A 25,347-nucleotide genomic window follows, 5' to 3' on the forward strand; every position below is an offset into this window, starting at 1 on the left:
TCGGAGACGTGCCGGTCCGCTGGTCGCGTTCGCTGCCCTCCGATCCATCATCGGTGACGGTGATCAAGGATTCGGCAGGCCGGTATTTCACGTCGCTCGTGGTCGAGACGTCGGACGAACCGCTGCCCGAGCCGCTGCCCGAGCCGCTGCCCGAGCCGCTGGCCGAGCCGCTGGCCGAGACGGGCTCCGAGATCGGCATCGACCTGGGTCTGACGCACTTCGCAGTGATGTCGGACGGCGAGAAGGTGGACAACCCGCGTATCCTGCGCCGGGCAGCCAAGAAGCTCCGCAAGGCGCAGAAGGCGCTGAGCCGTAAGGAGAAAGGCTCGGCGAACCGCATCAAGGCCAAGGTGAAGGCCGCCAAGGCGTACGCCAAAGTAGCCAACACGCGCCGAGACTGGGCACACAAGCTCTCCACCACGATCATCCGCGACAACCAAGCGGTGTACGTGGAGAATCTTGCGGTGTCCGGCCTGGCGCGCACACGCTTGGCGAAGTCGGTGCACGAGGCGGGCTGGTCGCAGTTCGTCGCCATGCTGGAGTACGAGGCCGTCAGGTACGGCCGCCACTTCGGCAAGATCGACCGCTGGTTCCCGTCGTCGAAGACGTGCTCGGCGTGCGGGACCATCGCCGAGTCGATGCCGCTGAACATCCGGGCGTGGACCTGCCCGTGCGGGGCGGCCCACGATCGGGACGTCAACGCAGCGATCAACATCCTCGCCGCCGGACAGGCGGAGAGACCAAACGACTGTGGAGCGCAGGTAAGACCGGGACTTGTTCCGGCACCGCGCGAAGAAGCAGTAACCCACCCGGGGCCACACGCGCGGCAGACGGGAGTCTCCGTCCTTTAGGGCGGAGTGGATGTCAAAGCATCAGAGAGCGCACGGTGTCGACCGTGTCGGCGTCCTCGACGCGCTTGTCCGGGCGGTAGCGCAGGACCCGGGCGAAACGGAGGGCCATGCCGCCGGGGTAGCGGGGGGAGCGCTGGACCCCGTCGAAGGCGATCTCCACCACCAGCTCCGGCCGCAGCGTGACCGTCCAGTTGTCGGTGGGCCCATCGGCCAGCTCGAGGAAGCGCTCGGTCTGCCAGGCCAGCAGTTCGTCCGTCAGGCCCTTGAACGTCTTGCCGAGCATCACGAACCCGCCCGAAGGGTCACGCGCTCCGAGGTGGAGGTTGGAGAGCTTGCCCTCGCGTCGCCCATGACCCCATTCGGCGGCCAGGACCACCAGGTCGAGCGTGTGACGCGGCTTGACCTTGATCCATCCGGCGCCCCGGCGGCCGGCTGCGTAAGGGGAGGCCAGGGACTTGACCACCAGGCCCTCGTGGCCCGCCTTGACCACATCGGTGAAGAACTTCTCCGCCTCGGCCACGTCCCCCGTCACCAGTCGCGGCGTCAGCAGCCCCTGGGGGACCGCGCGGGCGAGCGCCTCCTGGCGCTGTGAATAGGGCAGGTCGAGCAGGTCGGCGCCGTCCACCCGCAGGGCGTCGAAGAAGAACACGCTCAGCGGCGTCTGCTCGCGCAGTTGGGCGACGTTGGTCTTGCTGGTCGCGCGGCTCGCCGTCACCTGGAACGGGTGCGGCCGCCCGTCAGGACGCAGCGCGAGCACCTCGCCGTCCAGCACGAGATCGTCGTACGGCATGTCGAGCACGGCCTCGACCAGCTCGGGAACCTGCGGCGTGATGTCGTCGAGCGTACGCGTGAAAACCTTGACCTCAGAGCCCGAACGGTGGGCCTGCACCCGCATGCCGTCGAGCTTCCACTCCAGCGCCGCGGGGGTGCCGGCCTTCTCCAGCGCGGCGGCGACGTTGGGCGCGCTGCCCGCCAGCATGGGCGAGACCGCCTGCCCCACCTGCAGCCGGAACGCGCGCAGCGCCTCTACCCCGCCGCTCAGCGCGGCCGCGCCGACGGCAGGAAGCCAGCCGCGCAGCGTGAGCGCGCGGCGCACGTCGGCCGACGGCGCGCCGGACGCCTTGGCCACCGCCTCGATCATGACGCCGTCGAGCGCGCCCTGCCGCAGCTCACCGAACAGCAGCCGGCGCATGAACTGCTGCTCCTGGCTCGTCAGCCCCGCGAACAGCTCGGCCACCAGCGCTTTGCGCGCGGCCTGCGAGCCCGGCCCGGAAACCGCCTTGATCCTGCTCAGCAGCTCGTCGACCGCGGTCAGGGTGGCGGTGGCGGCCAGCTTGGGCTGGGGGATGTCCTCCAACGTGCGCCAGCCCACGCCCACCTGCCGCTGAGGCAGCTCGCCCGAGAGGTACGAGATCGCGATCTCCGCCTCCTCCGGGCCGACCCGGCCCAGCAGCTCCGCCAGATGGCCCACCTTGCCGAGCCGAGCGGACGTGCGCGCCACCGCCTCGGAAACCCGGACCACGTCGATCAGAAGCACACGCCTATGTTGCCTTATGGTGCCGACATTTCCCCACCCGATATCGGCCAAGTGTCTGCCTTGTTCCCGGCACGGCCCCTCGTACGGTTGCTCCCTTTTGGGATCATCGCGAGGGTTGCGTATATGGGTGCCGCGTATAGGGCCCTTATTTGGGGCTTCTCGGGCGGGGGAACTCGGGTGCGCGGGCGGGGCCTCTCGTTTCGGGGGGCGAGGGTGATGCGGTGCCACAGCGATACATGCGCCAGGGCGGCTGTCGCGTTGAATGGGCGATCGCCGTAGCGGGGTGGGCTGGCGTATCGGGGCAAGGCGGGGCAAGGCGCGTCGGGGACGTCGGTCGGGAAGGAGGAGCGGGGGCGTCGCTCCGGAACGGCGGCGCAGGGCGCGTCGGTTTGGACAGGCGGCGCAGGACGTGTGGGGGCGTCGGTCCGGAGGCGTGAGGCGGGAGGACATGGGGGCGCGGGTCCGGAAGCGACGGGGGTGCTGGTGCGGCGGCGTCGGGTCCGGGAGGGCGGCCAGCGTGGGGAGGAGCGTCGGGTCTGGAGGGGGGTGGGGCGGGCCGTTTTGGGTTGGGTGGCCCGCCCCGGGAGGTGCTAGCTGACGCCGAGCAGGTCGACGACGAAGATGAGCGTCTCGTTCGGCTTGATGCGCGCGCCGGCCCCCCGGCTGCCGTAACCGAGATGCGGCGGGATGACGAGCTTGCGCCGCCCGCCGACCTTCATGCCCGCGACCCCCTGGTCCCAGCCCGCGATGACGCGGCCCGCGCCGAGCGGGAACTCGAACGCGTCGCCGCGGTTCCACGACGCGTCGAACTCCTCACCGGTCGAGAAGGCCACGCCCACGTAGTGGACGCGTACGCTGTGGCCGGGCTTGGCCTCCGGGCCGTCGCCCACGGTCAGGTCGACGATCTCCAGGTCGGCGGGCGGGTTGCCCTCGGGAAAGTCGATCTCGGGCTTTTCGAGTGCCACGAAGTGCTCCTGTTGATGATTGCTGACAATGAGACCCGACGACTCTATGCGGTCGGGATATCGTCATCGTTCATGACCGCCCTTTCTCCGGATGGGATCCTGCTCACCGGGCGCGTCGCCGTGGTCACCGGGGCGGCCAGGGGCATCGGGCTGGCGATCGCGGAGACGTTCGCCGCGTTCGGCGCTCATGTCGCGGTGTGCGACCGCGACAAGCCGCGGGCCGAGCTGGCGATGAAGCTCGACGTACGCGACCACGTGGCGGTGGAGATCTTCGCCCAGGCCATCCGTGAGCGGTGGGGCCGGGTGGACATCCTGGTCAACAACGCGGGCGGCACCTTCCACGCGGCCTTCGCCGACACCTCGCCCCGCGGCGAGCAGATCCTCGTCGAGGAGAACTTCACGCAGGTCACCGGCATGATCAGGCGGCTGCTGCCGATGATGTCGCCGGGCGCGTCGATCATCAACGTGACCTCGAGCGAGGCCCACCAGGCGGCCCCGGGGTTCGCGGTGTACGCGGCGATGAAGGCCGGTCTGGAGAGCCTGACGAAGACGCTCGCCCTGGAGTTGGCTCCCAGGGGCATCCGGGTGAACGCGATCGCGCCCGACGCGCTGCGGACCGAGGGCGAGTCGGGCGTGCGCGAGCGCATGCTGGCCCGCCCCCTGCCCTACGAGCCGGTACGCGTCCCGCCGCTCGGCCGACTGGGCGGCCCGGAGGAGGCCGCCGGCGCGGCCGTGTTCCTGGCCAGCGACCTGGCCAGGTTCGTCACGGGATCGACGTTGCACGTGGACGGCGGCATCCACGCCGCCGGCGGCTGGCGCCGAAGCTGAAACGGCCGAACCTGGAGCAGCCGAAGCTGAAACAGCCGAACCTGGAGCAGCCGAAGCTGAAACGGCCGAACCTGAAGCAGCCGAAGCTGAACCAGCGGAAGCCGGAACAGCCGAAGAAGAACGCACAAGTCACCAGCTCTGGTGCAGCGGCATCCCCTCGGCGTACCCGGACGAGCTCTGGATCCCGACCACGGCCTGCGCGTGGAACTCCTCCAGGTTCGACGCCCCCGCGTACGTGCACGCCGACCGCAGCCCCGCCACGATGCCGTCGATCTGGTCCTCCACGCTCGGCCGCTTCGGGTCCAGATACATGCGGGAGGTCGAGATGCCCTCCTCGAACAGCGCCTTCCTGGCCCGTTCGAACGCCGAGTCGTCGGCCGTCCGCAGGCGCACGGCCCGCGCGGAGGCCATGCCGAAGTTCTCCTTGTACTTGCGCCCGTTCGCATCGGTGTGGGTGTCGCCAGGCGACTCGTACGTCCCCGCGAACCATGAGCCGATCATCACGTTCGACGCCCCCGCGGCCAGCGCCAGCGCCACGTCGCGCGGATGGCGTACCCCGCCGTCCGCCCACACGTGCCGGCCCAGCCGCCGGGCCTCCGCCGAGCACTCCAGCACGGCGGAGAACTGCGGCCGGCCCACCCCGGTCATCATCCGCGTGGTGCACATGGCACCGGGCCCGACCCCGACCTTGAGGATGTCGGCCCCGGCGTTCACCAGGTCGCGCACGCCCTCGGCCGTTACCACGTTGCCCGCCACGACGGGCACGCCGGGGTCGAGGGCCTTGACGGCGCGCAGGGCCGAGATCATCTTCTCCTGGTGGCCGTGCGCGGTGTCCACGACCAGGCAGTCGATCCCGGCGTCGAGCAGCTCCTTGGCCTTGGCGGCCACGTCGCCGTTCACGCCGACCGCGGCCGCGATGCGCAGCCGTTCCTGCGCGTCGATCGCGGGCTGGTAGAGGGTGGCGCGCAGCGCGCCGAGGCGGGTGAGGATGCCGACCAGCCGCCCGCCGGGATCGACGACGGGGGCCAGCCGGTGGCGGCCGCCGTGCAGCCGTTCGAAGGCCGTGCGCGGGTCCAGCCCGGCGGGCAGCGTCAGCAGCTCGCTCGACATGACCTGTGAGAGCTGGGTGTACATGTCGACGCCCTGGCAGTCGGCGTCGGTCACGACCCCGACCGGCCGGTTGTCCCAGTCGACCACGATGATCGCGTCGTGCGCCCGCTTGGGCAGCAGCTGCAGCGCCTCGCCGACGGTGTCGTGGGGGGTGAGCGTGAGCGGCGTGTCGTGGACGAGGTCACGTTTCTTGACCCAGTCGACGACGTCGGTCACGACGTCCTGCGGAATGTCCTGCGGGATCACGGCGATGCCGCCCCGCCGTGCCACGGTCTCGGCCATGCGCCGGCCGGCGACCGCGGTCATGTTCGCCACGACGACGGGAATGGTGGTGCCCGTGCCGTCGTTCGTCGACAGATCGACTGCGAGCCGCGAACCGACCGCGGATCGCGACGGCACCATGAACACGTCGCTATAGGTCAGGTCGTAATGAGGCTCGAGGTCGTTGAGAAACTTCACGTTCATTCATCTTATGCGGTGACCGCCCATTGAGGGGTTTCCCCCGTTGGATGGGGCTTATGATCGGCCGGGACACTTTTGGGGGAGGGAGGGCTCTGTGGACGTCACCGAACGGGGCGAATTGATCGTGGTCGGCTTCGCCGTACGCACCACGAATGCAGACGAGATGGATCCGTCGCGGGCGAAGCTGCCCGTACTTTGGCAGCGGGCCGGCGCTCCGGGGGCCTTCGCGCACGTGCCGGGGCGCGTGGACGAGAACCTGTACGCGGTGCTGACCGACTACGAGAGCGACCATCACGGCGCGTACACGCAGATCGTCGGCACCGGCGTGCGCACCGTGCCGCGGCTGCCGGAGGGCATGGTGGCCGTGCGCGTGCCGGCGGTCCCGTCGCTGCGGGTGGAGGTCCGCGGCCCGATGCCGCAGGCCCTCGTCGACATGTGGCAGCAGGTGTGGAAGCACACCGAGTCAGGGGGTACGCCGTCCCGCGCGTTCACCACTGACCTCGAGGTCCACCACCCGGACGGCGTGGACCTCTACCTGGCCATCTAGAGACCGAGCGCGGCGGCCGCCGCCTCGACGGCCGCCGGCTTGACCTCTTCGACCGGCAGGTTCGCGTATTCCACCGAGCAGTCGGACATGCCGCCCAGCGCCACCGTCGCCCGGATGTGCTGCGCCTGTGTGAGCTCCGGGCCCAGCAGCAGCGTGATGATCCGCCGCCGCCAGTCGAACATGCGAGTGCCCAGGTCGAGGAAGCCCAGCACGGACAGCTCCCGCACCATCATCATGGTCACCTCGCGGTGCCGCCAGATCAGCTCGAAGTAGTCGTCGAGCAGCTGCCGGGCGTCGCCGGGCTGACGCGTCGCGACGAACCGCTCGATGTCCTCCACCATCGGCTGCACGATGCTGCGGACGAGATCGTCGCGCGAGGCGAAGTGGTAGTAGAGCGCGGGCTTGGTGATGCCCAGGCGGTCTGAGATCTGGCGCAGGCTCGTGTTCTGAACGCCCTGGGAGACGAACAGCTCGCGGGCCACCTCCTGGATGCGCGTCCTCGTGTCACTGGGCATGGCTGAAGAATACCCCTTACCTATCGTTAAGTAAGCTGCTAGCCTGGCACTTACCTATCGTTAAGTAAGGAGGCGGTCATGCGGATCCTCATCTCGGGAGCGAGCGTCGCGGGCCCGGCTCTCGCGTACTGGCTCACCAGGTACGGCTCCACCGTCACCGTCGTGGAACGGGCCCCGGCGCTCAGGAAGACCGGGGGCCACGCCGTCGACCTGTTCAGGCCGGCGATGGACATCGTCGAGAAGATGGGCCTGCTGGAGCAGGTCATGGCGAAGAAGACCGGCATCGAGCGGCTCACGATGCACCGGGAGGGCGAGTCGCGGCCCATCGAGCTGGAGCTGCGCCGCGTGATGAGCGCCGTCTCCGACCGGCACGTCGAGATCATGCGCGACGACCTGAGCGAGATCATCTACGACGCCACCAGGGACGACGTCGACTACGTCTTCGGCGACTCGATCGCCTCGATCTCCGACGACGGCGAGGTCACCTTCGACAGCGGCAGGACGGACACGTTCGACCTGGTCATCGGCGCCGACGGCCTGCACTCGAACGTCCGCCGCCTGGTCTTCGGCCCGGAGTCGGACTACGCCACGTGGATCGGCGCCTATCTGGCCGTCGTCTCGGTGCCCGACTACCTCGGGCTCGACGGCCGGACGGAGGTCATCGCGGGGGCGGGCCGGATGGCCGGGATCGGCACCGTGGACATGGGCGACGCGCGGGCGTTGTTCCTGTTCAGGACGCCGCGGCAGCTCGACTACCACCACCGCGACGTCCCCCGGCAGAAGGAGCTGCTGCGCGAGCACTTCGAGGGGATGGGCTGGGAGGTGCCGCGGCTGCTGGAGGAGCTGGACCGCACGCCGGCCTTCTACTTCGACTCGATCACGCAGCTCCGCATGGACACCTGGTCACGCGGCCGGGTGACGCTCGTGGGCGACGCCGGGTACTGCCCCGGTCCGGCCGTCGGCGGGAGCACGAGCCTGGCGGTCGTCGGGGCGTACATCCTGGCGGGCGAGCTCGCGACCTACGGCGGCGACCACACGCGGGCCTTCCCCGCCTATGAGGCCGAGATAGGCGATTACGTGCGCCGCAGCCGTACGTTCGCCATCAACGCGGCCAAGAAGATCGTCCCCGGCAGCCGGTTCGACCTCTGGGCGCTGGCCGCCACGGTGCGGCTGATCAACCACCTGCCGGTCGCGCTCACCACGGCGGCCGCCAAGATCAGCAGCAAGGGCGTGCGGCTGCACGACTCGATCGTGCTGAAGGACTACGCGAGCACCCCCTGGTCGCGGAGTTTGTCCGCCTCCTCCTGAGACAGCCCCCACTCCGAAAGGTCGCTGAGGCGGGTCGCGGGGGAGAGGTCCGGCCGGGGCGCGCCGAGCAGGCGGGGCGCGGGCATCGGCTGGGTGACGCCGCCGACCTCGACGAAGGAGCCCCGGGCGGTGTTGTGCGGGTGGTGGGGGGCCTCGGCCATGGACAGGACGGGCGAGACGCACGCGTCCGAGCCCTCGAAGAGCGCCTCCCACTCGGCCCGCGTGCGCTTCCTGAACTCCTCGGCCAGGCGGGCCTTCAGCGCGGGCCACTGCGTCCTGTCGTTCCTGTCGGGCAGGTCGGCCAGCCCCATCAGGCTCACCATCGCGTCCCAGAACTGCGGCTCCAGCGAGCCCACGGCCACGTACTCGCCGTCGGCCGTCTCGTACGTGTCGTACTGCGGGGCGCCGGTGTCGAGCAGGTTCGTGCCGCGCGGCCCCCAGTAGCCGCTCTGCGCCGCCTGGTAGAACATCGAGAACAGGATCGAGGCCCCGTCCACCATGGCCGCGTCGATCACCCGCCCCTTGCCCGTGCGCTCCCGCTCGAACAGGGCCAGCAGCACCCCGTACGCCAGCATCAGCCCGCCGCCGGCGAAGTCGCCGAGGATGTTGATCGGCGGGGTCGGCCGGCCGCCCTCGCGCCCCAGCATCGACAGGACACCGGAGATCGCGACGTAGTCGATGTCGTGGCCGGCCGTGGACGCGAGCGGCCCGTCCTGGCCCCAGCCGGTCATCCGGCCGTAGATCAGCCGCTCGTTCACCGCGTGGAGGTCGTCGGGGCCGATGCCGAGCCGCTCGGCCACTCCCGGGCGGAACACCTCGATCACGACGTCGGCGTGCCGCGCCAGCTCCTTGAATGCGGCCACGCCCTCGGGGGACTTCAGGTCCAGCCCGATCGTGCGCTTCCCGCGATCCATGACATCGCCGCGCGGCCGGTCGGAGACCGCCTTGACCCGGTCCACGCGCAGCACCTCGGCGCCGTGGTCGGCCAGCATCATCCCGGCGAACGGCCCAGGTGCGAGCCCTGCGAGCTCGAGTACGCGTACCCCGGCGAGCGGGCCGTTGTGAACTTCAGGCATCTCCCCAGTAGAACAACATTCGGTGATCTATCGCAAGCGGCCTTCGCGACCTTCCGGCGAAGAGGTGGGAGGTATGGGAAACTTGCCCACTGTGTTCGGGTGGTCAACAGGGGTAGGACATGGTTTCGGATAGCAACCGGCTCATCGCGGCCCGCTACCAGTTAGTACGCGAACTGGGCCGCGGGGGCATGGGCGTGGTCTGGGAAGGGCAGGACACCCTGCTCAACCGGCAGGTCGCCATAAAGGAGGTGCTGCTGCCCGACGGGCTGTCGCCGGGCGAGCAGGAGCGCCAGCTTTTGCGGACCGCCCGTGAGGCCCGAACCGCGGCCAAGCTGAGCCATCCGTCCGTCGTCGCGATCTACGACGTCGTCGAGGAGGGCGGCCGTCCGTGGATCGTGATGGAGCTGCTGCGCCACCCCACGGTCGAGGAGGTCGTGCTCACCTCCGGCGCGCTCCCCGTGCGGGAGGCGGCCGAGCTGGGCCGGCAGGTGCTGTCGGCGCTGCGGACCGCCCACGAGGTGGGCATCCTGCACCGCGACGTCAAGCCGAGCAACATCCTGCTGGCCGAGGACGGCCGGGCCGTGCTCATGGACTTCGGCATCGCCACCGCCGAGGGCGACCCGTCGCTCACCAAAACCGGCATGGTCACCGGCTCGCCGAGCTTCCTCGCTCCCGAGCGGGTCCGCGCCGAGCACGCGGGACCGCCCTCCGACCTGTGGTCGCTCGGCGCCACGCTGTACGCGTGCATGGTGGGCCGCTCGCCGTTCGAGCGGGGCGACCCCATGTCGACGCTCAACGCGCTGCTCAGCGAGGAGCCCGACTACCGCAGGATCCCGCCGATCATGCATCCGGTCCTGCGCGGGCTGCTGAAGAAGGAGCCGGAGCAGCGGGTCGACGCCGCGGAGGCCGACCGGCTGCTCCAGGACATCCTCACGGCCAGGCCCGCGAGCGCCGACCGGGACGTGCCGGAGCGGAAACCGGGCGGCGGCCGGGGCCGTGCCGTGCTCGCGGCGGCCGCCGCGGCGGTCCTGGTGATCGCGGGCGGCTCGGTGGCGTACTTCAAGCTCGCGCCCCCGGCGGAGGGTTCCCCGCGGCAGACCGCTCAGCCGGCCGCCGCGACCCGCCCGCTCACGCCGGCGGCCACGGACACGCCGGAGCCGAGCACGACACCCACTCCGACGCCCAGCGTGACCAGGGCCGTTCCGATCACGCGCATGTGGAGGTCGCGTGACGGCTGGTCCATCATGCGGCCCACCGGCTGGCGCGGAGCTCTCAAAGAGGCCTACACGGAGTGGACGCGCCGGGACCGGAACGCGCATCTCGGGGTGGAGGCCGTCTACTCCGTCGTCGACCCGCACCAGATCATGCGCGACGCGCAGGAGACCGTCGCCCAGAACGCCCAGAACGTCGTCAACCGCGGTCGCAGGGTGGTCGTGCACCAGGGTACGAAGGCCGTGGAGTGGGAGTTCTCCTGGACCGCGGGCACCGGGGGCGACGCCCCGTGGGCCACGCCGGGCACCCGGTACCACGAGATACGCCGGGCCGTCGCGATCGGCGACACGGCGTACGTCCTGTCCTGGACGGTCGACGAGGCCCAGTGGATGCGTAACAGAGGACTGATGCGGCAGGTGATCAGCAGCTTTACTGTGGGGGCATGAGCCCCTGGAACCTGCTCGCTCTGCCCCCGCTCCCCGAAGAGCTCCTGCGCCACCTGCTCGCCCCGCTGGGCGACCAGGTGACCGTACGCGTGCCGGCCGCCCGCGACAGGGACGCGCTCCTGGCCGCGCTGCCGGAGGCGGAGATCGTGCTCGGCGACTGGACGGGCACGCTCGCGATGGACGCCGAGGCGGTCAAGGCCGCGCCCCTGCTGGCGTTCGTGCAGCAGCCGTCCGTGGGCGTGGACGGCCACGACCTCGACGCCCTGGCGGCGGCCGGGGTGCCGCTGGCCAACACGCCGGGCGTCAGCGCGGTGGCGGTCTCGGAGTGGTGCCTGGCGGCCACGTTCTCGCTGTCGCGCAAGCTGGCCGCCGCCGACGCCGCCGTACGCGCGGGTGAATGGCCGCAGCAGGGCCTGCAGCCGTACGAGCTGAGCGGGCGCCGCGTCGGCATCGTCGGGTACGGCCCGATCGGCGCCACCTGCGCGGAGATGTTCCGCGCTCTCGGCTGCCACGTCTCCTACTGGACCCGCACGCCCCGCGCGGACCCCGGCTTCGCGGACCTGCCGGAGCTGATCTCCTCCAGTGACGTGCTCGTCGTGGTGATCGCGCTGTCCGACGAGACCCGCGGCCTCGTCGACCCCGGCCGCATGAAGCAGGGCGCTCTGCTCGTCAACGCCGCGCGGGGTGGCGTCGTGGACCAGCAGGCGCTCGTCACGGCCCTGCGCGAGGGTCACCTGGGCGGCGCGGCGCTCGACGTCTTCGACGTGGAGCCGCTGCCGCTTGACGACCCGCTGAGGGACCTCCCGAACGTCCTGCTGTCGCCGCATGTCGCCGGCGTCACGCCCGAGGCCACGGGCCGTCTGCTCACGGCGACTCTGGACAACCTCACCGCCGCCGTCGAGGGCCGCGAGGTGCATAACGTGCTTAACGGCGTAAGCTCCGTGATCTTCAGAAAGTTTACGCAATCGCCTACCAAGTAGGCATTTCACCTGTCACTATGAACAGTTTTCGTGTCTTTAACGACCCCGGTCTATTCGAGGTCGCTCACGGGAGATACCGTCTTACGGACGATCTCTACCAGCTCAAGGGGGTGCTTGCCGTGCCGACGAAGATGTCGACACACCAACGGGCAGTAGAGCAGATCCGGCAGTCGTACGCCGAGATCCCGGGCGGTGCCGCCCCGCGCCTGGCCAAGTCCACGTCCAACCTCTTCAGGTTCCGCGACGGCGGCAGGACGGCCAAGCTCTCGGCGAGGGATCTCGACGAGGTCATCAGCGTCGACCCCGAGACCATGACGGCCGAGGTCCAGGGCATGACGACGTACGAGCACCTGGTGGACGCCACCTTGCCGTACGGGCTCATGCCGTACGTGGTGCCGCAGCTCAAGACGATCACGCTGGGCGGCGCCGTGACCGGGCTCGGCATCGAGTCCACGAGCTTCCGGGACGGCCTGCCGCACGAGTCGGTGGAGGAGCTCGAGATCCTCACCGGTGACGGGCGCGTCGTCGTGGCCCGCAACGACAACGAGCACCGGGAGCTCTTCCGCGCGTTCCCCAACTCCTACGGCACGCTGGGCTACGCGCTGCGCATCCGGATCAAGCTCCGCAAGGTCCAGCCGTACGTGCATCTCACGCACGTCAAGTTCACGGACGCGGCCAAGTGCATGCTGGCCCTGCAGGAGATCTGCGACAGCATGGTGCACGACGGGGCGAGCGTCGACTTCGTCGACGGCGTCTACTTCAACCCGGGGGAGATGTACATCACGGTCGGCCGGTTCGCCGAGCGTGCCCCTTATGCCTCGGACTACACGGGGATGCGCATCTACTACCAGTCGATCAGGCAGCGCAACCGCGACTGGCTGACCGTGCGCGACTACCTGTGGCGCTGGGACACCGACTGGTTCTGGTGCTCGCGGGCGTTCGGCGTGCAGCAGCCCGTCGTGCGTTCCCTCATGCCGCGCCGCTGGATGCGTTCCGACGTCTACCGCCGCCTCGTGGCACTGGACAGGAAGTACGGGGTCACCGCCCGCATCGACAGGTGGCGCGACCAGCCCGTGCAGGAGTCCGTGATCCAGGACGTCGAGGCTCCGGTCGAGCGGGGGGCGGAGTTCCTGGAGTTCTTCCACGACAAGGTGGGCATGACACCGGTGTGGATGTGCCCGCTGCGCTCGAATTCGCGCTGGCCGCTCTACCCTCTGGAGCCGGGCAGGCTCTACGTCAACTTCGGATTCTGGGGCATGGTGCCGTTGCCGCGGGGGCAGTTCGACGGCTACTACAACCGGCTGATCGAGCGCGAAGTGCACGAGCTCGACGGTCACAAGTCGCTCTACTCGACCTCGTTCTACGCTCGCGAGCAGTTCTGGCAGCTGTACAACGGCGACGCCTACTGGCCTGTCAAGCGGGAATACGACCCGAACGGTCGCCTGCTTGACCTCTACGAAAAATGTGTAGCGGGAAGGTGAGCTGTGGCGCTGGCAACCATCTTTGAGAAAATCGTCGGCTCGGAAGCGAACGTCGCGTTCCAGGCGTACGACGGCAGCAAGGCAGGTCCGGACGGGTCCGACCTGAGCATCGAGGTCAAGTCGCCGATCGCGGTCGCCTATCTGGCGCAGGCACCCGGCGAGCTGGGCCTGGCAAGGGCGTACATCTCCGGCCACATCGACGTACACGGCGACATGTACGCACTGCTCGACCGCATGTGGAACATCACCACCAACGACCTGACCACCCAGGAGAAGATCGCCGCCGTCCGCGCCCTGGGCGTCAAACCACTCCTCATGCGGGTGCCACCACCACCACAGGAGATGCGGCAGAGCGCCCTGGCCAGGCTGGGCTCCCGTCACGCCAAGCAGCGTGACGCCGAGGCCATCCACCACCACTACGACGTCTCCAACCGTTTCTACGAGTGGGTCCTGGGGCCGTCCATGGCGTACACGTGCGCCGTCTTCCCCTCGGAGGAGTCGACGCTCGAGGAGGCCCAGTACGCCAAGTTCGACCTGGTGGCCCGCAAGCTCGACCTCAAGCCGGGCATGCGCCTGCTGGACGTCGGCTGCGGCTGGGGCGGGATGGTCATGCACGCCGCCAAGCACTACGGCGTCAAGGCCCTCGGCGTGACCCTGAGCCGCCAGCAGGCCGAATGGGCCCAGAAGGCCATCGCGGACGCGGGCCTGCAGGACCTGGCGGAAGTCCGCTTCATGGACTACCGCGACGTCAAGGAGTCGAACTTCGACGCGGTCAGCTCGATCGGCCTCACCGAGCACATCGGCAAGGACAACGTCCCGTCCTACTTCGAGTTCCTGTACGGCAAGCTCAAGCCGGGCGGCCGGATCCTCAACCACTGCATCACGCGGCCGACCGGCAAGGAGAAGACGTTCAACAAGGGCGGCTTCATCAACCGGTACGTCTTCCCCGACGGCGAGCTGGAGTCGGTCGGCTGGCTGGTCAGGCAGATGGAGGACACCGGCTTCGAGATCCGCCACGAGGAGAACCTGCGCGAGCACTACGCCAAGACGCTGCGCCACTGGTGCGACAACCTCGACGCCAACTGGTCGGACGCGGTCGAGGAGGTCGGCATGGGCACGGCCCGGGTGTGGGCCCTGTACATGGCGGGCTGCATCGTGGGCTTCGAGCGCAACAAGGTCCAGCTGCACCAGGTGCTGGGCGTCAAGCTCGACAAGAACGGCCGCTCCAGCATCCCCCTCCGCCCGGCCCTCGACTGGCCCTGAAACACGGCCTTCACCTTGGGAGGCGCTACGCGCCATGCGAGCGCTCAGCCAGCGCCTCCCAAGGGGGCTGCCGCCCTTTTCGATCCCCGCAAACCCCCGCTTGCCCTTTGCGTGGTTACGCGGTGGGCCTGCTGGAACCCACCCCGGGTCCATTGATTTGTCGGCCAGGTGCGACGCCGGATGAATGAGGTTCGGGCGCGAGACAACGTGCCTCCACCCTGGCCCGCTTGCGGCCCTACCTGAGCTTTGGGCTCGAAGGTTCCTCGCGGCTCAAGTGATCGGCACGGCACGGGGTGTTATTTCTCCTCCAGAGCGGAGGATCCTTCCCCCGAGTAGGAAGAACCTCCACCGTGAGGCGTCCGGAGGGGAAGCTCTCCGGGTACGTCCCTGCGCCTTCCACCTGATGGCTAAGATCCGCGCATGTCCCGTTTCGAGGTGGCCATCCTGGTCCTCGCGCCGCCGTCGGTCGTCTTCGATGCGTCCTTGTCGGTCGAGCTGCACACCTCCTCCATGCGCGGCTCGCGCGAGCAAGCGGTCGCAGGGGTCACTTCCGGACAGCTCTCCCTGGGCGACCAGGTCACGTGGCGAGCGCGGCACTTCGGCTTCACCTGGCACCTGACCTCGACGATCAGCGCCCACATCCGCCCGTCGTACTTCGTCGACGAGCAAGTAAGCGGCCCGTTCCGGTATTGGCGCCACGCGCACACCTTCGAACCGGCACGCGACGGCGACAGCGGCATCGAGGCGACCCTCATGAAAGACATCGTCGACTTCGCCGCGCCCGCCGGGCCACTGGGCACTCTCGCCGACGCTTTCGTCCTGCGGCGTTACATGACCAAGCTGATCCTGCTGCGGAACGCGCACATCAAGGAGACGACCGAAACCGCCAGGCAGTGACGACCCCACTGTCGCCGTTCATCATGGCCGAGGTCCGCGTGCTGTCCGCGGCATTTTTCCGTCGTCACTCAACCATCCGGCCGACTGAAGTGTCCTTGGATGCCGGAGGTAGGAGTGGACGACCCGACATTTGAGAGATTCGCGGAGCAGCGGCTGCCGGCGCTCTATCGCTACGCCATGGTCCTGACCCAGAACAGGCATGACGCCGAGGACCTGGTGCAGGAAGCGCTGACCCGTACCGGCCTGCGGTGGAGCGCGATCAGGCGCAAGGACGACCCGGAGGGGTACGTCCGCACGGCCATGGTCCGCATCATGGCCAACCGCTGGCGGCGGCCGAAGCGTGAGGTGAGCGTGCCGGATCCGCCCGAGCCCGCGACAGAGGACGCGAGGCTGGAACGCCTGCTGGACGACGGCCTCCGCGCCAGGATCGCCGAGCTGCCTCCGCGCATGCGGGCCGTACTGGTGCTGCGTTACGTCGAGGAACGCGGCGACGAGGAGATCGCCCGGCTGCTCGGCTGCAGCCGCGGGACCGTCAAGAGCCAGGCGTCACGGGGGCTCGCCCGGCTGCGTGAGGCCGTCAAGACCGAGGAGATCGAGCATGGATGACCTGGAACGCCGTCTCGCCGCGCTGCTCAGCGAGCCTTCCCCGGACGATCCGCCGCCCGGCCTGGCCGATCGGATCCACCGGGCCGTGGCCACGCGCCGCAGGAACAGGCGGGCCTTGGCGCTGGCCGTAGCGGCGGGGGCGACGGCGGTGCTGGCGGGCGTGCCCCTGGCCGTACGCGGCGGGAACGGCGACGCGGCGACCACGGCGAACTTGAGCCCGACCCCCGCCTCGACCGCACCTTCCGAGCCGACCGTGACGGCGTCCAAGTGGCCCGAGCCGACCGTGACCCAGACCGTGACGGCGTCCAAGCGGCCCGAGCCGACCGTGACCCAGACCGTGACGGCCACCCCGGACCAGGCTGACGTCCACCTCCCCGCCGGGGTCCGCCTCGAACAGGCCCTGCGTCAGTTCATGAACGTGACGAGCGTCGTGGACGTCGAGGGCCGCACGGCGCAAGGCCGGCCGTTCGTGCCCGCGGCGCTGGGCAGCGACGGGACGGTCCTGGGCGCGACGCCCGACGGACAGGTGGCGGAGGTGGACGCCGGCGGCGGCACGCCCGAGGAACTCGGCTTCCGGGCGCGGTCGGGGCTGGGGACGGCCGCGGACTTCCGTACCTGGACGGAGGTGAACGGCTCGGCGGCCGACCAGCGGTGCCGCACGGCGGACGGGACCACGCGCACGATCAGCCCGCAGGGCACGGACCCCCGGGGGAGGGTCTGGGTGGACGGCGGCGTGGTCGTCGGCAACGACGTCATGCGGCAGCCCTGGATGGCCAAGGGATGTGCGCAGGTGGGTACGGTCGTCAAGTCCGGGGACCCGGCGAGCGGGCCGGCGGTGGCGTTCTCCTACCCCGACCTGTTCACCGCCGAGCGGGCGAACGACAAGGTGCTGCGCATCGTCGACGTCGAGACCGGCAAGGTGACAGCCGAGCATCCGCTGCCCGACGGTGTCCGCGCGCAGAGGATGGGAGATCCGGACCAGAAGTGGTACGCGGCGGCGTCCGGGAAGTGGTTCGCCTGGGTGGCCGGCGACACGCTGCGGTGGACGCCGCGCGACACCTGGGGGGTGGTGTCGGTGCTGCCCGGAGTTCCGACGCCGAAGAAGGGCGTCTCGCCCTGGATGACGGCGGGCAACCGGATCATCACCTACAACACCGGGGCCACCTCGTTCGTGCTCGATCCGGTCACCGGCCGGCGGTACAAGAGCCCGGACGTCGTCCTGGCGGCAGGCGACTGGCTGCTGTGGAGGTCCGGCGACGGCTACCGGCTGGCCAACCTTCGTTGAGGTCTCCGGCAGGCGTCCTGCTCGTGCTCGTCGCGATCCCGACCGTCGCGAACCTGGCCGGCGGCGGCCCGACGTGGATCTGGACGCCGTCACTCCCGATGCCTTTACTGCGTCTGGTCACGGAGGCGGGACTGCTGGACGTCTGGCTGGTCGCCGACCTGCTCGCCGCCATGGGGGTGCTCGGCGGGCTCGCGGTGGCGGCCACGGTCGTCGTGCTGGTACTGCGGGCGTGGTGCCGGGGCGGCGACGTGCGGTGATCAGGCGGCCTTGACGGCGGACAGGTCGAACTCGAGCGTGATCCTCTCGGAGATCATCACGCCGCCCGTCTCCAGAACCGCGTTGTACGTGATGCCGAAGTCCTTGCGGTTGATCACCGTGCTGCCCTCGAAGCCGACCCGGGTCAGGCCCTGGGCGTCGATCGCGGTGCCGGTGTAGTCGAGGGGGACGGTGACCTGCCGCGTCACGCCGCGGATGGTCAGCTCGCCGGTGACCTCGAAGCTGTCGCCGCCGAGGTGCTTGACGTCGGTGGCGTCGAAGGTGATGTACGGGTGCGCGGCGGCGTCCAGGAAGTCGCCGGTGCGCAGGTGGTCGTCGCGGTGCTGGTTGCCGGTCTGGATGCCGGCCACGTCGAGGACCACGTGAACGGTGGAGGCGGCCGGGTCGCCCGCGTCCAGGGAGGCGGTGGCCTCCTTGACGGGGATGTCGCCGCGAACCTTGGTGACCATCGCGTGGCGGGCCACGAAGCCGAACCGGCTGTGCGCGGGGTCGAGGGTGTAGGTGCCGGTGAGGTCGCTGGGGTGCATGCCGGGGCTCCGTTCCAATGTTAGTTCAGCGCTGGAGGATTTAGTACGAGACTATCCCCGACTTATTTCAGCGCGCAACTATCCAGTGGGATGGGGGCAGGCGGCTCAGCCTCGCGGACGGCCGTACGGCGTCAAGGCGGCCACGCTGCTGATCCGCGGCGATCAGGGTCTCGTCCGCCCGTCAGAAGGGTTGCATTTCGTCGAGCACCGTTGCCGCAATCGCAAGGATCGCTTCGACCTTCGGTATGTCGGCGCGTACATCGTCCGCCGTGAATCGCGGAGCGCCCGGCCGCGGGTACTCGGCCTCGTTCCGCCGTCGGCGCATCCGGTCGAACGGCCGCAGGCTCTTGCCCAGTGGCGGATCGAGTTGCGCCACGACCGCTTCGTACACCGCGATGTGGCCGCCCCGGCTACTGGCCCTGAGGCCCTGGTTCTCCAGGATGGCGCAGAGCGACTTCCGGGCCGCGTCGTACAGCAGCTGGTAGGCCCCGATCGAATCCTGCTCCAACGCCAGACGGGCCGTCGCCACGTGCTTGCCGGCCTGGTCGAGCAGTTCGTCGGCCTGCGAACGACTCGCCGCGACCTTCTCGAGCTCGCCGCGGGTCAGCATGCCCTCGATCGCGGCACGTCCTTGTTCCCACCTCATTGATCCTCACCCTTGTCGATCGTGAGGCGTACGAGCGGCCGGGCCTTGACCGTCTCCAGAAAAGGATCCCCCTCCGGGGAGTCCCAGTCCTCGCGACTCAGCCGCCGAATGTTCACCTCGCGGCCGAGCTGCCGCTCCGCGGCCCTGGCGGCGTCATAGAGCTCGTCCTCGTCCGCGGTGCCGACGACGAGGACGTCCACGTCGTTCGGCACCCTGCCCGGCTCGCCGGAGTAGCGTGCGGCCCAGGAGCCGTAGATGCAGGCCTCCTCGATGCCGGCGATGCCGGAAAGCTGCTCGCCGAGCACGGCCACCGGGCCGTAGGTCAAGGCGAGCAACTCGGTCAGCGGGCGGGCCACGACCACGTTCGTGTCGGCGCTGACCATCCGCATGTTGCCTACTTTCCGAGTGCCCACCAAGCCGGCCGCGGCCAGGCGATCGATCTCCCGGGTCACGGTCGAGGGTGAGACCTTGAACCTCGTGGCCAGCTCGATCTGGGAATACTCCTCGCCCGGGTGCAGGAACAGCCAGGCCAGCAGCTCACCCTGGAAGGGGGATCGCAACAACGGGAGCAGGACGGGCGGCGGTTGTTTCATAAACTGCAAGGTAGCTTGCAGTTTATGCAAGTTCAACGCTGTCAGGGGTGTGGAGCGGCGGCGCACCGTCCCCTGGTGGGGAGCGGTGCGCGTCTACTGTGACGGCTGCCGGTCCTTGGCGTGTTTTCCGCGACTGGTGTGGATTTCGTCCTCGGTGGAGTCCTCTTGGGGCTCTGGTAGCTCGTCCTTGGGACTATGGGGCTTGGCGTGCCTGCCCACGTGATCTCCTTTGGCGAACGTCATTGCTAAGGGTGACAATATGGCTACAGTATGCATTGAAGCAAGAGTAAGATTCACGAATCCAGGGGGGCGAGCACGCGTTCGGCCTGACGGTCGAGGGTGCCGGGGGGATTGCGGCGGGTGGCGGGGCCGTCGGGGCCGAGCATGAGGAGCCAGCCGAGCGCGAGCAGCCGCCGGAATTCGTGTACGCGGGCCGCCTCCGCCGGTGCCAGGTCGAGGTGGGCCAGGAGGAGGTCGCTGTCCAGGTCGCCGTCGACGTGGGAGATGTGCTCGGCGACCTCGGCGAGTTCGAAGGCACGGTCGGCGAGGCCGGAGTCCTCCCAGTCGACGATGTGGACGCGGGCGGTGTCAGGGTCCCAGAGGTAGTTGGCGAGGTTGCCGTCGGCCATGCCGAGCACGGGCGGGAACGGGTTGACCGGCAGTCGGTCGAGGGACGGGTCGGACAGCCAGGCCGTCCCGAGGGTGAAGGCCCGACGGGCGCCGGGGGAGTCGCCCAGGTCGGGGTGGGCGGCGGCGAGGGTGCGCACGTGCGCGACGGCCGCGGCCGGGTGCCAGGCGGCAGGCTTGAGCACGTGCCCGGTAGCGGGTTCGAGCACGTGCCCGGAGGTGGGGCTGAGCGGGGGCCGGGAGGCGGGGGCGAGCGGGTCTGCTCCGGGGATGGCCTGGTGGAGGTGGGTGAGGGCGGTGGCGAGGGCGCGGACCTGCTCGGGGCCGGTGGGGAGGCCGCGGAGCGGGGTGCCGGGCAGGCGGCTCATGACCACTGTGGGCGGCGATCCGTCGAGGTCGGCGCGCACGGGAGCGGGCGCGAGACCGGGGGCGTGCAAGGCGAGCACGTTGAGCGCGGCCCATTCGCGGCGGTGTTCGCCACGCTCCCACGAGCGGTATCGCTTGATCACGATGTCGTCATGGATCTCGATGTCGTGCGTGGTGGATCGGCCGGCCGGCACGCTAGGACGCCAGAGTCTTGAGGGTGCCCGTCAGGGCGTCCCAGCTCTCCTTGGCGTCCGGCGTGCGCCCGTGCGGCGAGCGGAACCACTCCACGAACTCGGCCACGTCGTCCAGGGCCCACCGCAGCCGGTAGAGCTCCAGCGCCGCCGGGTCGGGCGTGCGGCCGGTGGCGTCGGCGTAGCGGGCCAGGTCGTCGGCGTCCCTGGCGACCAGCCACAGGTCGCGTTCGGGCACCGCCAGCCCCACCGTGTCCCAGTCGACCAGCAGCCACCGCTCGCCGGACCGCAGCAGGTTGCCCGGGTGCGGCTCCCCGTGCGTCACGACGGGCTCGCTGGCGCCGGCCGCCGTCCGGTCGAAGTCCGCGAGCCTGCGGCGCAGCACCCCGGCGTGGTCGGCGATCACCTCCCTGGCGGGCTCCGCGTACGGGCCGCCCGGCCAGGGCCGGCGCGTGTCCTGGAGCGCCTGTTCCAGGACGGCCCGGCCCGAGAGCTCCAGGGGGCGCGGGGGAGTGGACAGGGGCGGCGGCGTGGCGTGGAGGGCGGCGAGCAGGTCGATGATCGCGGCGCGGTCTCCGGCCGGCTGCTCCTCGCCGAACTCGCCGGCGAGACCGTTCGCGTAGGGGAAGACACTCATCGCCCACCGGTGGCGGTCGAGCCGCAGGAGCGTCGCGCCGTCGGCGGTGCGCAGCGGCGCCACCACGAAGTCGAGCCCCGCCTCGGCCCGCAGCGCGGCGGCCGTGTCCATGGCCAGCCCGAGCCCGTCGAAGCCGCGCCGCCGCACGTCCGCGACCGTGATGAACCAGCGCCCGTCCGCGACCCAGTGGTAGTCGCCGAAGCCGACCGGCGCGTAGTCCAGCGTGCGCGCCCCGATGCCCCACGCGCCGAGCGCGGGCAGCAGCAACCCCTCGTCGAAAGCATCCGGCCTGTCCCGCATCCGGCCACGCTATCGATCCGGGCGGTTCAATTCAGCTGGATTAGCAGCTCGATGGCGGAGAGCGCGTCGGTCACCGTGTGATCGGCCACGACCCCGCCGGTGACTCCCCGGTCGATCCAGATCGTCCGTAGCCCCGCCCGGCGGCCGCCCTCGACGTCCTTCTCGGGATCGTCGCCGATGACCCAGCCGCCCGATTCCAGCGACGCGCCGCATCTCCGGGCGGCGATCTCGAACAGCCGGACGTCGGGCTTCCGCACGCCTTCCGCCCCGGAGATCGCCCAGCCGTCCACGTGGGTCGCGAGCCCCGTACGCTCGATCTTGCCGGTCTGGTTGTCGGCCATCCCGTTCGTCGCGATGCCCACCGCCCATCCGGCCGCCCGAAGCCGGTCGAGCCCGTCGAGCACCTCGCCGGGGCAGTGGACCAGGTGTGGCAGCCGGGCCCGGTACGCCGCCCACAGCTCGTCGGCCGGCTCGGCCAGCCCGAACCGCTCGCGTACCAGCCGGAAGAACGCGTCCATGGGCAGGGATCCGTCCGCGTCCGCCGCCACCATCCACGCCGCCGCCCCTTCGCCGAGCCCTCGCTCGGCGGCGAACTCGGCGGCCCACAGCTCGAAGGCGGCCAGCCGGTCGATCAGCGTGTTGTCCAGGTCGAAGAGGGCCAGGCGTCGGGTCATGCGTCCCGCGCCGCGATGAGCTCGTCGGTGGCCGACCGGTACGCCGTCGCGGCCCGCTCGAAGTAGTCGAACAACGTGGCCCGCTCCGCCTCCGGATAGCCCTGCAGCAGCTCGGCCAGCCGGGCCCTGGTCCCCGCCAGCACCTCGTCGAGCCGTTCCGGCCGGCCCACCGACTCGACCATCACCTTGCGCCGGTCCGCGGGGTCCGGCGCGCGGCGTGCGTACCCGCCCTGCTCCAGCCGGTCGATGAGCCGCGTCGTGGCGCCGGTGGTCAGCCCCGTCTGGGCGGCCAGCTCGCCGGAGGTGAGCGGGCCGGTGAGGTCGAGCAGGTTGAGCGCGTAGTAGTCGGTGGCGTTGAGCCCGGCGGCCTCGGCGGCGGCCAGGCTGTTGAGCACCATCGCGCTCAGGTAGCGCCGGAAGACGGCGCTCGGGTCGGTTGACAAGCCCAACTCCTCTTCCTTAAGTTGATATCTGCATGAGAGCAGAGATTTAACTAGTGCAAATAATATCAGAGGGAGCGGAAATGATCACCAGCGAGATCCAGAACCTGTTCACCGAGCTGGAGAGCGCCTGGAACGGCGGCGACGGCGTCGCGTACGGGGCGTGCTTCACGGAGGACGCCAGCTACACGACCTTCGTCGGCACCGTCTACCACGGCCGCGACGACCTGGCCGCCGGTCACCAGGCCCTCTTCGACACGGTGCTCAAGGGCACGAAGATGTTCAACGAGATCGCGGAGGTGCGCTTCTACGGCCCCGGCGCCGCCGTGGTCACCGGCAGGGGAGATGTGGCCAAGAAGCGCCCCGCCAAGCTGGCCAAGGTGCAGACGTACACGCTGGTCCGCGAGGCCGACGGCAGGTGGCGCATCGCGTCCTTCCACAACACCCGGCGCCGGCCGCTGATGGAGGCGGTGTCGTTCACGTACGTGCCGGCCAGCCGGCCTCGCGGATGAGGAACGCGGCCCGCTCCTCGACCGGCGCCCGGGGCAGCGTGACCACCGAGTAGCCGTAGTCGGCGTAGGCCCGCACGACCGCGTCGTACGTCCGCTCGGCCTCCCCGAGGCTCTGCCTCCGCTCGCTGTCGTGCTCGTAGATCTCCGGCCACGGCGGCGCGGCGAACACGCGCCGGTGATAGCGGTACGTCCGCGCCGCGTTGTGCAGGTGCCGCGGCACCGTACGTCCCAGCATGCGCAGATATCCGATCGTGTCGACCAGCCCCCGATCGAAGACCACGGGCCCCGCCCCCGAGGCGGCGTGGTAGGACCGCAGGTCCCACGCCAGCATCAGCTCGGCGAACAGCTCCGGGTCCAGCCACGGCAGCGCCGGCCCCGAGATCGCCACCTGGTCCCGGATGATCGCCCGCCCGGCCTCCGGCTGCACCCGGAACCCCAGCGAGGCGAGGTGCTCGGCCAGGGTGCTCTTCCCGGCGCCCGGCCCTCCGGTGATGACGACGTACCCGTCCGCCACGAGACCTCCACAAAGAGAAAGGCGCGGGCAGAGTGCCCGCGCCTGAGGGAAAGGAGTCGACCGGTTACCGCAGCTCGCGCTTGAGGATCTTGCCCGTGGCCGTCATCGGCAGGGAGTCGCGGAACTCGACCATCCGGGGGTACTTGTAGGCCGCCATGTTGTCCTTGGCCCAGGCGATCAGCTCGTCCTCGGTGATCGCAGAGCCCGGCGCGGGGATGACGTACGCCTTGATCTCCTCGCCGTGGGACTCGTGCGCGACCCCCACCACGGCGGCCAGCGACACGGCCTCGTGGGTCATCAGGACCTCTTCGAGCTCCCGCGGATAGACGTTGAAGCCGCCACGGATGATCATGTCCTTGGCCCGGTCGATGATGGAATAGTAGCCGTCCGCGTCACGGGTGGCGATGTCACCGGTGCGGAACCAGCCGTCGTTCATCACCTCGGCCGTCGCCTCCGCGCGGCCGTAGTAGCCCTTCATGATGTTGTGGCCGCGGATGGCGATCTCGCCGGGGCCCTCGCCCTCGACGGTCTTCCAGTCGCCGTCGACCAGCTTCATCTCCACGCCCCAGATCGGGGTGCCGATGGTGCCGGGCTTGGTGGGACGGCCGAGCTGGTTGAAGCTGGCCACCGGCGACGTCTCCGACAGGCCGTACCCCTCCAGGATGCCGACGCCGAAGGTGCGCTCGAAGTCCTTGAGCACCTCCACCGGCGAGGACGCGCCGCCCGCGACGGCGACGCGCAGGGACCGGGGCACCTCCACGCCGTCCGCGTGGATCTTGGTGAGCATGCCCCAGTACATCGTCGGCACCCCGGCGAAGAACGTGACGCCCTCCTTGGCCATGAGCGCCAGCGCGTCGCCCGGGTCGAAGCGCGGCAGCAGCACGACGGTGGCGCCGCGCAGGAAGCCGGTGTTCATGACCACGGTCTGGCCGAAGGAGTGGAACAGCGGCAGGACCGCCAGGTACGTGTCGCCCTCGTCGGAGCGGGGGAACATCTTGTCGCTGACCATGGCGTTCAGCAGCATGTTCTGGTGGCTGAGCTCGGCGCCCTTGGGCTGGCCCGTGGTGCCCGAGGTGTAGAGGATCACCGCGGTGTCGTCCGGCGACGTCTGCACGGTCTCGAACTCGCCCGCCATGCCGCCCAGCGCCGCCCAGATCGACTCGCCGTACTCGGACTCGGTCGCGAGCGGGGTCGCGGGCAGCACGAAGAAGTGCTCGCAGCCCTCCGCGGCCTCGAAGCCCGCCTTGCCGCGCTCGCCCAGCGGCAGCTCGGGGGTGCCCTCGAAGCAGAAGAAGGCCTTGGCGTCGCTGTCGCCGAGATGGTAGGTGATCTCCCGCGACTGCAGCAGCACGTTGAGCGGCACCACCGTGGCGCCGGCCTTCAGGATGCCGAAGTAGACGAACGGGAAATACGGCAGGTTGGGGCACGCCAGCGCCACCTTGTCCCCCTTGCCGACACCGCGGGCGACCAGGAGGTTCGCGACCTGGTTGGCTATGGTGTCGATCATGGAGTACGGCAGCCGCATGTCGCCGAAGACGATGGCGGTGCCGTCAGGGGTGTTCCTGGCGCTGTCCTCCAGGACGGTCGACAGGTTGAGCATGACGCCTTCCTCCTCAAAGCCGGGGCTTGGGCGCCATCCTCGCAGCAGGCCATACCGACCGGTAGGTAACGGAGG

General features: G+C 69.9%; 27 protein-coding genes. 13 read left to right on the forward strand and 14 right to left on the reverse strand.

Features of this window, described 5'->3' with window-relative positions; genetic code table 11:
• Window positions 1-851 (forward strand): RNA-guided endonuclease InsQ/TnpB family protein (locus ACIHFD_RS00005; RefSeq protein WP_397364891.1); only part of this gene is annotated, 851 nt, incomplete at its 5' end.
• Between the two features lie 13 nt (window positions 852-864).
• On the opposite strand, the gene ACIHFD_RS00010 is transcribed toward ACIHFD_RS00005, so the two are convergent.
• Both ACIHFD_RS00010 and ACIHFD_RS00015 read right to left on the reverse strand, forming a co-directional pair.
• Window positions 865-2,388 (reverse strand): ATP-dependent DNA ligase, encoded by a 1,524-nt coding sequence (locus ACIHFD_RS00010; RefSeq protein WP_355204733.1) that lies wholly within the window; start codon window positions 2,386-2,388, stop codon window positions 865-867.
• 590 nt (window positions 2,389-2,978) lie between these two features.
• A complete protein-coding gene (locus ACIHFD_RS00015) occupies window positions 2,979-3,353 on the reverse strand; it encodes an FKBP-type peptidyl-prolyl cis-trans isomerase (protein ID WP_319720114.1) in 375 nt (124 codons plus the stop codon).
• A gap of 72 nt (window positions 3,354-3,425) precedes the next feature.
• On the opposite strand from ACIHFD_RS00015, the gene ACIHFD_RS00020 reads away from it, so the two are divergent.
• Window positions 3,426-4,181, forward strand: a complete 756-nt coding sequence (locus ACIHFD_RS00020; RefSeq protein ID WP_397364892.1) for an SDR family NAD(P)-dependent oxidoreductase — start codon at window positions 3,426-3,428, stop codon at window positions 4,179-4,181.
• A 129-nt stretch (window positions 4,182-4,310) separates the two neighbouring features.
• Here ACIHFD_RS00020 and ACIHFD_RS00025 read toward each other — a convergent pair whose 3' ends face one another.
• Window positions 4,311-5,750, reverse strand: coding sequence for a GuaB1 family IMP dehydrogenase-related protein (locus ACIHFD_RS00025; RefSeq protein ID WP_350739319.1), 1,440 nt, complete (start codon window positions 5,748-5,750; stop codon window positions 4,311-4,313).
• 97 nt (window positions 5,751-5,847) lie between these two features.
• Between ACIHFD_RS00025 and ACIHFD_RS00030 the strand changes: the two genes are divergently transcribed.
• Window positions 5,848-6,300, forward strand: a complete 453-nt coding sequence (locus ACIHFD_RS00030) for an effector binding domain-containing protein (RefSeq protein ID WP_350739316.1) — start codon at window positions 5,848-5,850, stop codon at window positions 6,298-6,300.
• Here the strand turns inward: ACIHFD_RS00030 and ACIHFD_RS00035 are convergent.
• Window positions 6,297-6,815, reverse strand: coding sequence for a TetR/AcrR family transcriptional regulator (locus ACIHFD_RS00035; RefSeq protein WP_363966351.1), 519 nt, complete (start codon window positions 6,813-6,815; stop codon window positions 6,297-6,299). The genes ACIHFD_RS00030 and ACIHFD_RS00035 overlap by 4 nt on opposite strands.
• A gap of 78 nt (window positions 6,816-6,893) precedes the next feature.
• On the opposite strand from ACIHFD_RS00035, the gene ACIHFD_RS00040 reads away from it, so the two are divergent.
• Window positions 6,894-8,123: an FAD-dependent monooxygenase gene (locus ACIHFD_RS00040; RefSeq protein WP_350739312.1), complete on the forward strand. Its 1,230-nt coding sequence runs from the start codon at window positions 6,894-6,896 to the stop codon at window positions 8,121-8,123.
• Here the strand turns inward: ACIHFD_RS00040 and ACIHFD_RS00045 are convergent.
• Window positions 8,078-9,199, reverse strand: a complete 1,122-nt coding sequence (locus ACIHFD_RS00045; RefSeq protein ID WP_397364893.1) for a CaiB/BaiF CoA transferase family protein — start codon at window positions 9,197-9,199, stop codon at window positions 8,078-8,080. The two genes, ACIHFD_RS00040 and ACIHFD_RS00045, sit on opposite strands and share 46 nt — an antisense overlap.
• A gap of 119 nt (window positions 9,200-9,318) precedes the next feature.
• Between ACIHFD_RS00045 and ACIHFD_RS00050 the strand changes: the two genes are divergently transcribed.
• The 8 genes from ACIHFD_RS00050 to ACIHFD_RS00085 all read left to right on the forward strand — a co-directional run bounded on the left by ACIHFD_RS00050 (window position 9,319) and on the right by ACIHFD_RS00085 (window position 17,626).
• On the forward strand, window positions 9,319-10,857 hold the full coding sequence (locus ACIHFD_RS00050; RefSeq protein WP_397364894.1) for a serine/threonine-protein kinase: 1,539 nt from the start codon (window positions 9,319-9,321) through the stop codon (window positions 10,855-10,857).
• The gene (locus ACIHFD_RS00055; protein ID WP_397364895.1) at window positions 10,854-11,837 is read left to right on the forward strand and encodes an NAD(P)-dependent oxidoreductase; all 984 of its coding nucleotides are present in this window, start codon (window positions 10,854-10,856) and stop codon (window positions 11,835-11,837) included. Before ACIHFD_RS00050 ends, ACIHFD_RS00055 begins: the two co-directional genes overlap by 4 nt.
• A 131-nt stretch (window positions 11,838-11,968) precedes the next feature.
• Window positions 11,969-13,318: an FAD-binding oxidoreductase gene (locus ACIHFD_RS00060; protein WP_397365452.1), complete on the forward strand. Its 1,350-nt coding sequence runs from the start codon at window positions 11,969-11,971 to the stop codon at window positions 13,316-13,318.
• Window positions 13,319-13,321: 3 nt separating this feature from the next.
• On the forward strand, window positions 13,322-14,581 hold the full coding sequence (locus ACIHFD_RS00065) for a cyclopropane-fatty-acyl-phospholipid synthase family protein (RefSeq protein WP_350739302.1): 1,260 nt from the start codon (window positions 13,322-13,324) through the stop codon (window positions 14,579-14,581).
• Between the two features lie 420 nt (window positions 14,582-15,001).
• Window positions 15,002-15,478, forward strand: coding sequence for a cyclase (locus ACIHFD_RS00070; RefSeq protein ID WP_397364896.1), 477 nt, complete (start codon window positions 15,002-15,004; stop codon window positions 15,476-15,478).
• 99 nt (window positions 15,479-15,577) lie between these two features.
• A complete protein-coding gene (locus tag ACIHFD_RS00075) occupies window positions 15,578-16,084 on the forward strand; it encodes a SigE family RNA polymerase sigma factor (protein WP_397364897.1) in 507 nt (168 codons plus the stop codon).
• Window positions 16,077-17,369, forward strand: a complete 1,293-nt coding sequence (locus ACIHFD_RS00080) for a hypothetical protein (RefSeq protein WP_397364898.1) — start codon at window positions 16,077-16,079, stop codon at window positions 17,367-17,369. Before ACIHFD_RS00075 ends, ACIHFD_RS00080 begins: the two co-directional genes overlap by 8 nt.
• Window positions 17,366-17,626, forward strand: coding sequence for a hypothetical protein (locus tag ACIHFD_RS00085; protein ID WP_397364899.1), 261 nt, complete (start codon window positions 17,366-17,368; stop codon window positions 17,624-17,626). Before ACIHFD_RS00080 ends, ACIHFD_RS00085 begins: the two co-directional genes overlap by 4 nt.
• Here the strand turns inward: ACIHFD_RS00085 and ACIHFD_RS00090 are convergent, their stop codons facing one another.
• The 7 genes from ACIHFD_RS00090 to ACIHFD_RS00120 all read right to left on the reverse strand — a co-directional run bounded on the left by ACIHFD_RS00090 (window position 17,627) and on the right by ACIHFD_RS00120 (window position 22,649).
• Window positions 17,627-18,172 (reverse strand): YceI family protein, encoded by a 546-nt coding sequence (locus ACIHFD_RS00090; protein ID WP_355204697.1) that lies wholly within the window; start codon window positions 18,170-18,172, stop codon window positions 17,627-17,629.
• Window positions 18,173-18,353: 181 nt separating this feature from the next.
• Window positions 18,354-18,818: a hypothetical protein gene (locus ACIHFD_RS00095; protein ID WP_397364900.1), complete on the reverse strand. Its 465-nt coding sequence runs from the start codon at window positions 18,816-18,818 to the stop codon at window positions 18,354-18,356.
• Complete coding sequence (locus ACIHFD_RS00100; RefSeq protein ID WP_397364901.1) at window positions 18,815-19,411, reverse strand: MarR family transcriptional regulator; 597 nt, start codon at window positions 19,409-19,411, stop codon at window positions 18,815-18,817. The genes ACIHFD_RS00095 and ACIHFD_RS00100 overlap by 4 nt, the downstream gene beginning before the upstream one ends.
• A 293-nt stretch (window positions 19,412-19,704) precedes the next feature.
• Window positions 19,705-20,598 (reverse strand): phosphotransferase family protein, encoded by an 894-nt coding sequence (locus ACIHFD_RS00105; RefSeq protein WP_397364902.1) that lies wholly within the window; start codon window positions 20,596-20,598, stop codon window positions 19,705-19,707.
• 1 nt (window position 20,599) lies between these two features.
• On the reverse strand, window positions 20,600-21,532 hold the full coding sequence (locus ACIHFD_RS00110) for a phosphotransferase family protein (protein ID WP_397364903.1): 933 nt from the start codon (window positions 21,530-21,532) through the stop codon (window positions 20,600-20,602).
• Window positions 21,533-21,558: 26 nt separating this feature from the next.
• Window positions 21,559-22,206 (reverse strand): HAD family hydrolase, encoded by a 648-nt coding sequence (locus tag ACIHFD_RS00115; protein WP_397364904.1) that lies wholly within the window; start codon window positions 22,204-22,206, stop codon window positions 21,559-21,561.
• Entirely contained in the window at window positions 22,203-22,649 is a 447-nt protein-coding gene (locus ACIHFD_RS00120; protein WP_397364905.1) for a MarR family winged helix-turn-helix transcriptional regulator, read from the reverse strand. The genes ACIHFD_RS00115 and ACIHFD_RS00120 overlap by 4 nt, the downstream gene beginning before the upstream one ends.
• Window positions 22,650-22,729: 80 nt before the next feature.
• Between ACIHFD_RS00120 and ACIHFD_RS00125 the strand changes: the two genes are divergently transcribed.
• Window positions 22,730-23,158, forward strand: coding sequence for an SgcJ/EcaC family oxidoreductase (locus tag ACIHFD_RS00125; protein WP_397364906.1), 429 nt, complete (start codon window positions 22,730-22,732; stop codon window positions 23,156-23,158).
• Here the strand turns inward: ACIHFD_RS00125 and ACIHFD_RS00130 are convergent.
• A complete protein-coding gene (locus tag ACIHFD_RS00130) occupies window positions 23,124-23,672 on the reverse strand; it encodes an AAA family ATPase (protein WP_397364908.1) in 549 nt (182 codons plus the stop codon). The genes ACIHFD_RS00125 and ACIHFD_RS00130 overlap by 35 nt on opposite strands.
• A gap of 64 nt (window positions 23,673-23,736) precedes the next feature.
• Complete coding sequence (locus ACIHFD_RS00135; RefSeq protein WP_397364909.1) at window positions 23,737-25,272, reverse strand: long-chain fatty acid--CoA ligase; 1,536 nt, start codon at window positions 25,270-25,272, stop codon at window positions 23,737-23,739.
• Between the last annotated feature and the right edge of the window lie 75 nt (window positions 25,273-25,347).

The sequence above is a fragment of the Nonomuraea sp. NPDC051941 genome, assembly GCF_044593615.1.

Excerpts from the sequence above, each read along its gene's own strand:
- ACIHFD_RS00095 (WP_397364900.1), bottom strand. The coding sequence starts at position 18,818 with ATGAGGTGGGAACAAGGACGTGCCGCGATCGAGGGCATGCTGACCCGC.
- ACIHFD_RS00075 (WP_397364897.1), top strand. The coding sequence starts at position 15,578 with ATGCCGGAGGTAGGAGTGGACGACCCGACATTTGAGAGATTCGCGGAG.
- ACIHFD_RS00040 (WP_350739312.1), top strand. The coding sequence starts at position 6,894 with ATGCGGATCCTCATCTCGGGAGCGAGCGTCGCGGGCCCGGCTCTCGCG.
- ACIHFD_RS00020 (WP_397364892.1), top strand. The coding sequence starts at position 3,426 with ATGACCGCCCTTTCTCCGGATGGGATCCTGCTCACCGGGCGCGTCGCC.
- ACIHFD_RS00035 (WP_363966351.1), bottom strand. The coding sequence starts at position 6,815 with ATGCCCAGTGACACGAGGACGCGCATCCAGGAGGTGGCCCGCGAGCTG.
- ACIHFD_RS00060 (WP_397365452.1), top strand. The coding sequence starts at position 11,969 with ATGTCGACACACCAACGGGCAGTAGAGCAGATCCGGCAGTCGTACGCC.
- ACIHFD_RS00080 (WP_397364898.1), top strand. The coding sequence starts at position 16,077 with ATGGATGACCTGGAACGCCGTCTCGCCGCGCTGCTCAGCGAGCCTTCC.
- ACIHFD_RS00135 (WP_397364909.1), bottom strand. The coding sequence starts at position 25,272 with ATGCTCAACCTGTCGACCGTCCTGGAGGACAGCGCCAGGAACACCCCT.
- ACIHFD_RS00045 (WP_397364893.1), bottom strand. The coding sequence starts at position 9,199 with ATGCCTGAAGTTCACAACGGCCCGCTCGCCGGGGTACGCGTACTCGAG.
- ACIHFD_RS00090 (WP_355204697.1), bottom strand. The coding sequence starts at position 18,172 with ATGCACCCCAGCGACCTCACCGGCACCTACACCCTCGACCCCGCGCAC.
- ACIHFD_RS00110 (WP_397364903.1), bottom strand. The coding sequence starts at position 21,532 with ATGCGGGACAGGCCGGATGCTTTCGACGAGGGGTTGCTGCTGCCCGCG.
- ACIHFD_RS00050 (WP_397364894.1), top strand. The coding sequence starts at position 9,319 with ATGGTTTCGGATAGCAACCGGCTCATCGCGGCCCGCTACCAGTTAGTA.
- ACIHFD_RS00070 (WP_397364896.1), top strand. The coding sequence starts at position 15,002 with ATGTCCCGTTTCGAGGTGGCCATCCTGGTCCTCGCGCCGCCGTCGGTC.
- ACIHFD_RS00125 (WP_397364906.1), top strand. The coding sequence starts at position 22,730 with ATGATCACCAGCGAGATCCAGAACCTGTTCACCGAGCTGGAGAGCGCC.
- ACIHFD_RS00100 (WP_397364901.1), bottom strand. The coding sequence starts at position 19,411 with ATGAAACAACCGCCGCCCGTCCTGCTCCCGTTGTTGCGATCCCCCTTC.
- ACIHFD_RS00055 (WP_397364895.1), top strand. The coding sequence starts at position 10,854 with ATGAGCCCCTGGAACCTGCTCGCTCTGCCCCCGCTCCCCGAAGAGCTC.
- ACIHFD_RS00115 (WP_397364904.1), bottom strand. The coding sequence starts at position 22,206 with ATGACCCGACGCCTGGCCCTCTTCGACCTGGACAACACGCTGATCGAC.